The organism is Tardiphaga sp. (assembly GCF_028290785.1).
Lineage (GTDB): Bacteria > Pseudomonadota > Alphaproteobacteria > Rhizobiales > Xanthobacteraceae > Tardiphaga.
In genome coordinates, this window is sequence record NZ_JAQGJD010000213.1 from 1 (window position 1) to 6,594 (window position 6,594).

Consider the following 6,594-nt stretch of genomic DNA (forward strand, 5'->3'; position numbering starts at 1 on the left):
ACCTTGCGGTTCTTGTCGAAATAGATCGCGACGACGCGCTGGTCGGTGACCTTCTGCGGCATGAAGGCGACGGCGCGCTCGGCGCGCTGCGAGATGTAGTAGAACACCTCGCCGCTCAGGGTAGCGACGGTGGAGGGGGTGCCCATCACGATCAGCACCTGGTCCTGGCTGGCGCCGATTGGAATCTGCTCGAGCGCGCCGATGGGCATGATGTAGCCCTTCTGGTACTGCTCGGCGCACGCGCTCAGCGTCAGACAGACGGCCGCGGCGACCAGCGCACCGCGCAGGCCGCGCCCAAGGGGACTCCTGAGGCGCTTCGGCTGCGCCTGGGCGCCCGTGTGGCTCGAAATTGTCATCGCGGAGCGGACCCCATCCTCTTGCATCGTGCGAGGCGTTGACGTACCGGGCAGAGCCTCTGAATGCAACATCCGCGTGCCCGGGAGGCGCGCCTGAGGAATCCAAGATGTTCTGGCCGTTCAATCACTTCAGGAAAGCCCCGACGCCGTTGCGCGGCACCATTGGGGCCATCTATGGCATGATCGTGGCGCAGGCGCGAGAACCCCTGTTTTATCGGGACCTTGGGGTCGCCGACACCGTCAACGGTCGTTTCGACATGTTGCTGCTGCACCTGTGGCTGGTGATGCGCGAATTGAAGCTGAAAAGCGAGGCGACGCCGGGCGCGCCATCCCAGGAGCCGCTGTCGCAGGGGCTGATCGACCGGTTCTGCAGTGACATGGACGATAATCTGCGCGAGCTGGGCACCTCCGACCTGCGGGTGCCGAAGAAAATGCAGGAATTCGGCCGCGCCTTTTACGGTCGCGCCGCCGCCTATGATATGGCTCTGGCGGCGGGCAGGGAGCCACTGGCACTGGCGCTGTCGAAGAATATCTATAATGGCACCCATATCGACGATGCCCGGCGGCTGGCGGCCTATGTCGAGGCGGCGATGGCCGACCTCGCGGCGCTCGACGCGGCGACATTGACAACAGGCGCGTGGCGATTCCCGTCGCCCGCGGCAACATTGGTAACGACATGAGCAGACCCGAACGTCCGACTGACACCTCCACCCCGTGGAGCGTGCCGCTGGCGGTGATGCAGATCCCCGAGACCGGGGTGGCGCGCGACATCGAGGCCAATGCGGAGGAGCGCGAGGCGATGGCGACGCTGGGCGGGCTGCTCGAGGTGGCTTCGGCCAAGGCCTCGCTGCTGCTGACGCCGATCAAGGGCGGCCATGTCCACGTCACCGGCCGCGTCTGGGGCCGGGTCGGACAGACCTGCGTGGTGACGCTGGACCCGATCGAGAGCGACTTCGACGAAGCCATCGACCTGATGTTCGCGCCGCCGTCGCAGATCCGCGAACTGGCCGAATCGGTCGATGAGGACATCGAGAGCGACGAGGAGACCCCGGATCCGCCAGAGCCGATCGAGAACGGTTTTATCGATATCGGCCGGCTGGCCACCGACGCGCTGTTCCTCGGCCTCAACCCGTATCCGCGCAAGCCGGATGCGGTGTTCGAGCCCCCGGTGGAGCACATCGACCCCGAGGAGCACCCGTTCGCGGCGCTGAAGGCGCTGAAGGAGGGGCCGGGCGCCGAGAGGCCCAAGGGCTGGATCAGCCGCTCGCGCGACGACCGGGACGACTGAGCAAAACAGGACTGCATCTACCGGGATGATTGGCTCAACTTCAACCGGGAGGCCGGGCCGATCGGGTTCCGATTCCCCGCGTTCCCGGGCCGTCGGGACAAAAGCGCCCGGTCAAGATGTTGTATCGGGGCAGAGAAACGCTATTGTCCCGACCCGAACAGGTTTATTACCCACCCTTCGCCGCTCGCCGTCCGTTGTGGCGAGCATAGTCCGCGGCCCGCGCACTGCGGGGCTGCCAGAGACAGGTTTTCCGGGACGTCCATGCCGAAAAAGGTTCGTATCGCGCTTGACGCCATGGGTGGCGACATCGGCGCATCGGTGGTCATTCCCGGCGCCGCCATATCCTTGACCCGGCATCCCGACAGCGAATTCCTGCTGTTCGGCGACAGCGCGCTGATCGAGAAGGAGCTGGCGAAGCACCCGGCGCTGAAAGCGGTCTCGAAAATCATCCACACCGACGTCGCCGTCAGCATGGAAGACAAACCAAGCCAGGCGTTGCGCCGCGGCCGCCGGGTGTCGTCGATGTGGCAGGCCATCGAGGCGGTGAAAAAAGGCGAGGCCGATGTCGCGGTTTCCGCCGGCAACACCGGCGCCTTGATGGCGATGGCGCGGTTCTGCCTGCGCATGCTGGACGGCATCGACCGCCCGGCGCTGGCGGCGATCTGGCCGACCCAGCGCGGCGACTCGGTGGTGCTCGATCTCGGCGCCACCATCGGCGGCGATGCTCACCACCTCAAGGCATTGGCGGTGATGGGCAGCGCCATGGCCAGCGCGCTGTTCGACCTGGAACGCCCGACCGTCGGCTTGCTCAATATCGGCGTGGAAGAGATCAAGGGCGGCGAGGAAATCCGCGAAGCCGCGGAATTGCTGCGCGCCGCCGACCTGCCGCAGTTGCAGTTCATCGGCTTCGTCGAGGGCGACGGTATCGGCAAGGGCGCCGCCGACGTCATCGTCACCGAGGGTTTCAGCGGCAACATCGCCTTAAAGGCCGCCGAAGGTACCGCGCGGCAGATCGCCGAATATCTGCGCGCCGCGATGAACCGAACCTGGCGCTCGAAGATCGGCTATCTGTTCGCCAAGAACGCTTTCAAGGCGCTTCGCGACAAGATGGATCCCAGCAAATCCAACGGCGCCGTGTTTCTCGGCCTCAAGGGCATCGTCGTGAAGAGCCATGGCGGCACCAATGCCGATGGCTTTGCCTACGCGGTCGATGTTGGCTATGACATGGTCCGCTACGATCTCCTCACCAAGATCAATCTGATGCTCAATCGCGACGGCACCGCACTTGCTGCGACGCCCGCGCAGGAGGCTGTCTCGTGACTGCGATACGTTCGGTCGTGCTCGGCTGCGGTTCCTATTTGCCGGAGCGGATCCTGACCAATGCCGAACTGGCCTCCCAAGTAGATACGTCCGACGAGTGGATCGTGCAGCGTACCGGGATCCGGCAGCGCCATATCGCCGCCGACGGCGAGTTCACCTCGCATCTGGCGATCAAGGCGGCGCAGGCGGCCATCGCGCACGCCGGTATCGACGCGCAGTCGATCGACCTGATCGTGTTGGCGACATCGACGCCGGACAATACCTTTCCCGCCACCGCGGTCTCGGTGCAGCACGCGCTCGGCATCAACCACGGTGCAGCGTTCGATCTGCAGGCGGTGTGCTCCGGCTTCGTGTTCGCGCTGGCAACCGCCGACAATTTCTTGCGCACCGGCGCCTTCAAGCGCGCGCTGGTGATCGGCGCCGAAACCTTCTCGCGGATTCTCGACTGGACCGATCGCGGCACCTGCGTACTGTTCGGTGACGGCGCCGGTGCCATCATCCTGGACGCGCAGCAGCAGCCCGGACTATCCACCGATCGCGGCATCCTGACCACGCATCTGCGCTCGGACGGCCGCCACAAGGCGAAACTCTATGTCGATGGCGGCGTGTCCTCGACTCAGACGACGGGCCATCTCCGGATGGAAGGCCGCGAAGTGTTCAAGCATGCCGTGGGCATGATCACCGACGTGATCGTCGATGCCTTCAACGCGACCGGCGCGAACGCCGAGAGTATCGACTGGTTCGTGCCGCACCAGGCCAACAAGCGCATCATCGACGCATCCGCGCACAAGCTGCATATTGCACCGCAGAAGGTGGTGCTTACGGTTGACCTGCATGGTAATACCTCTGCAGCGTCGATTCCGCTCGCGTTGTCGGTAGCGGTAGCGGATGGCCGCATCAAGAAGGGCGATCTGGTGCTGCTCGAAGCCATGGGTGGCGGCTTTACCTGGGGCTCCGCGCTCGTTCGCTGGTAGTTCGTAGATAAAAATTATCTCGCATTGTCATGAACTTCGATGCGACTGCATTGATGAGCGCTGTTGACCGGGCGGCGTTAACCTCATAATTTCCGACAAGAATTTTGTTCGCCGAGAGTTGGGGCAGGCGATGACGGGCACGGGAAAAACAGTCACACGCGTCGATCTATGTGAGGCGGTCTACCAAAAGGTAGGTCTGTCGCGCACGGAGTCGTCTGCGTTCGTTGAACTGGTATTGAAAGAAATTACCGATTGCCTGGAAAAGGGCGAGACGGTGAAACTGTCGTCGTTCGGCTCTTTCATGGTGCGCAAGAAAGGCCAGCGAATCGGGCGCAACCCGAAGACCGGCACCGAAGTACCGATTTCGCCACGCCGGGTGATGGTGTTCAAGCCGTCGGCCATTCTCAAGCAGCGCATCAACGGCGAGACCGCCGCCAGCAACGGCAAAGACGACCACGACGACTGAGTTCGCGAGCCACGAGGATCCTGCCCTTGGATAAAGCGCCGGACGCGTTCCGAACCATCAGCGAGGTCGCCGACGACCTCGATATCCCGCAGCACGTGCTGCGGTTCTGGGAAACCAGGTTCACCCAAATCAAGCCGATGAAACGATCCGGCGGCCGGCGCTATTATCGCCCGGATGACGTCGATCTGCTGCGCGGCATCCGCCGCCTGCTGTATGGCGAAGGCTATACCATCCGCGGCGTGCAGCGAATCCTGAAAGAGAACGGCATCAAAGCGGTGCAGGGGCTGGTGGACGGAGCTGCCGCCCCGGCATTCGCGGCTGAGGTAGTGGCGAAGCGGCGGGTAATCGAGGAAGACGACCTCGATGATGCGCCGGCGCCGGATGCTGGTATCGCCGAAGAAGAGGAAGATGATGAAGCGGAGTTGGCGCCAGTAGTCGCCCGTCGCGAACCCGAAATGGACGCACGGCGCGAATCGGACATGGCGGTTCGCCGCGAACCGGAAATCGCCGCGCCGCGGGTCGATCGGCCACGGCCGCAGGCGCCTCAGCCCGTCCTCGAGAGCCGGCCGATGCCTCCGGTGCCAAGCCCGGCGAATCGGCTCGACCGCGCCCGGCTCGAAGCCGTGCTGCAGGAACTGGTCGCCTGCCGGCAGGTGCTGGATACGGCGATGAAGGACGGCTGACGCCAACGGCCCCGTCTTTGATCGCATTGATAATGTTGAGATAAAATGGTCGGAGCGAGAGGATTTGAACCTCCGACCCCTAGTCTCCCAGACTAGTGCGCTAACCGGGCTGCGCCACGCTCCGACGATGTCGCATCGTGTAGCTTTGATCGGCGCCCGGCGCAAGAAGCGCGGCAAGGAATGCAGTGAGCACGTGCTGTACGTGCGCGAGCTTACCGGGAGGTGGTGCTCTCGCGCATCCGCCTAGCGGCCCAGGCGTTCGGTCAGTTCGATGATGATCCGCCGGTCATCTTCGCTCGCAATCTTTCCGAAGGCGCGGATCAGACGCAGGCCTTCGGCGGCCTGGGCAAAGCCGATCTCATCCAGACGGCCTTGCAGAAGAAGCATTCTCACATTGTCCCTGGAACTGTCGGACTCGTCACTGCTCACTATGAAAACTCCGGAAGCCAGTAACGCGCGTGACCCTTGATGCCGCCATGGATGGACTGACTAACGACATTTTGGCAGCGCTCGCAAAGGCGGGTCGGCTCGATCTGGACCTTTGCGCCCATATTCTATCGATGGCCTTATGGAAGCAATCGGGGCGGCCGACGACCGCAAGGAGAGCGACGAACAGCGGCGGTCTTAAGGCGGTGCGGCCTGCCACCGGCAGCGGCGCCGGTCGTGGTCCCCATGAAAATGGCCCGAAGCGTGAGCTCCGAGCCATTCGACGCAGGCGTACATCCGGCCTGCGCTTAGATGACCCCACACTGGGGCTTCGTGGTTAATTAAATCCTAACAGAATCATCTCCGTTCCAAGGTGGCGGCGGGCGGGGACGGCTGCCTCAGCCATGAACCACCGATTTGGCGATCATGCAGTGGATGCCCTTGCTGCCGTTGACGGTCTGGGTGACGCGGAGGTCGGCGGCGAGGCTGCACAGCATGTAAGCGTCCTCGCGCGACAGGTTGCGGGTCTCGCCGAGCAGCACGATCATGTCGCGCAGGGCCTTCACCACGCACTGGTCGAGATCCGGGTCCATGGCCATGGTCATGTAGTGGGTCGGGGTTTCCGCGCGCGGATAGGTGAAGCGCAGGTCCTTGCGCACAGTCAGTCTGAAGCGGCCCTGCAGCGCGGTTTCGATCGCGGTGACGCAGACCTCGCCGTCGCCCTGCACGCCATGGCCGTCGCCACAGGAGAACAACGCGCCGGGCACGAACACCGGCAGGAACAGCTTGGCGCCGACGGCGAGTTCCTTGTTGTCGAGATTGCCGCCCATGGCGCGCGGCACGATCGAGGTGATGCGGCCCCAGGCCGGTGGCGGCGCCACGCCCATCACGCCGAAGAACGGCGCCAGCGGCAAGTGGAGGCCCCAGGGCTTCTCGCCGGTCATGCGTTCGCGGTCGAGCGGAATGTTGATCCGGCGCGCATTGGGAAAATCGTCGGGCATCGTGCCGGACAACGGTTTGATAAAATTGTAGCCCCAGTCCTGGCGCAACTGAACGTCGAGAATCTCCACCTCGAGCACGT

At 63.9% G+C, this 6,594-nt stretch carries 9 protein-coding genes and 1 tRNA gene; 6 read left to right on the top strand and 4 right to left on the bottom strand.

Annotated elements, in window-relative coordinates:
* Positions 1-356, bottom strand: a 356-nt coding sequence (gene bamE, locus JWR89_RS12625; protein WP_299716488.1) for an outer membrane protein assembly factor BamE, incomplete at its 3' end; no start/stop codon positions are given.
* A 107-nt stretch (positions 357-463) separates the two neighbouring features.
* Here bamE and JWR89_RS12630 point away from each other — a divergent pair.
* From JWR89_RS12630 to JWR89_RS12655, 6 genes are all read left to right on the top strand, one after another.
* The gene (locus JWR89_RS12630) at positions 464-1,036 is read left to right on the top strand and encodes a ubiquinol-cytochrome C chaperone family protein (RefSeq protein WP_299716491.1); all 573 of its coding nucleotides are present in this window, start codon (positions 464-466) and stop codon (positions 1,034-1,036) included.
* The gene (locus tag JWR89_RS12635; protein WP_299716494.1) at positions 1,033-1,644 is read left to right on the top strand and encodes a DUF177 domain-containing protein; all 612 of its coding nucleotides are present in this window, start codon (positions 1,033-1,035) and stop codon (positions 1,642-1,644) included. Before JWR89_RS12630 ends, JWR89_RS12635 begins: the two co-directional genes overlap by 4 nt.
* A gap of 261 nt (positions 1,645-1,905) precedes the next feature.
* Entirely contained in the window at positions 1,906-2,964 is a 1,059-nt protein-coding gene (gene plsX, locus JWR89_RS12640; RefSeq protein ID WP_299716497.1) for a phosphate acyltransferase PlsX, read from the top strand.
* A complete protein-coding gene (locus JWR89_RS12645; RefSeq protein ID WP_299716500.1) occupies positions 2,961-3,938 on the top strand; it encodes a beta-ketoacyl-ACP synthase III in 978 nt (325 codons plus the stop codon). The genes plsX and JWR89_RS12645 overlap by 4 nt, the downstream gene beginning before the upstream one ends.
* Positions 3,939-4,068: 130 nt before the next feature.
* The gene (locus JWR89_RS12650) at positions 4,069-4,404 is read left to right on the top strand and encodes an integration host factor subunit alpha (protein WP_299716503.1); all 336 of its coding nucleotides are present in this window, start codon (positions 4,069-4,071) and stop codon (positions 4,402-4,404) included.
* A 26-nt stretch (positions 4,405-4,430) separates the two neighbouring features.
* Complete coding sequence (locus tag JWR89_RS12655; RefSeq protein ID WP_299716506.1) at positions 4,431-5,087, top strand: MerR family transcriptional regulator; 657 nt, start codon at positions 4,431-4,433, stop codon at positions 5,085-5,087.
* A 46-nt stretch (positions 5,088-5,133) separates the two neighbouring features.
* On the opposite strand, the gene JWR89_RS12660 is transcribed toward JWR89_RS12655, so the two are convergent.
* The 3 genes from JWR89_RS12660 to JWR89_RS12670 form a co-directional block, all read right to left on the bottom strand.
* Positions 5,134-5,211 (bottom strand) — tRNA-Pro (locus JWR89_RS12660).
* Positions 5,212-5,330: 119 nt separating this feature from the next.
* Positions 5,331-5,516, bottom strand: a complete 186-nt coding sequence (locus tag JWR89_RS12665; protein WP_299716509.1) for a hypothetical protein — start codon at positions 5,514-5,516, stop codon at positions 5,331-5,333.
* A 395-nt stretch (positions 5,517-5,911) separates the two neighbouring features.
* Positions 5,912-6,594, bottom strand: a 683-nt coding sequence (locus tag JWR89_RS12670; protein ID WP_299716512.1) for an acetamidase/formamidase family protein, incomplete at its 5' end; no start/stop codon positions are given.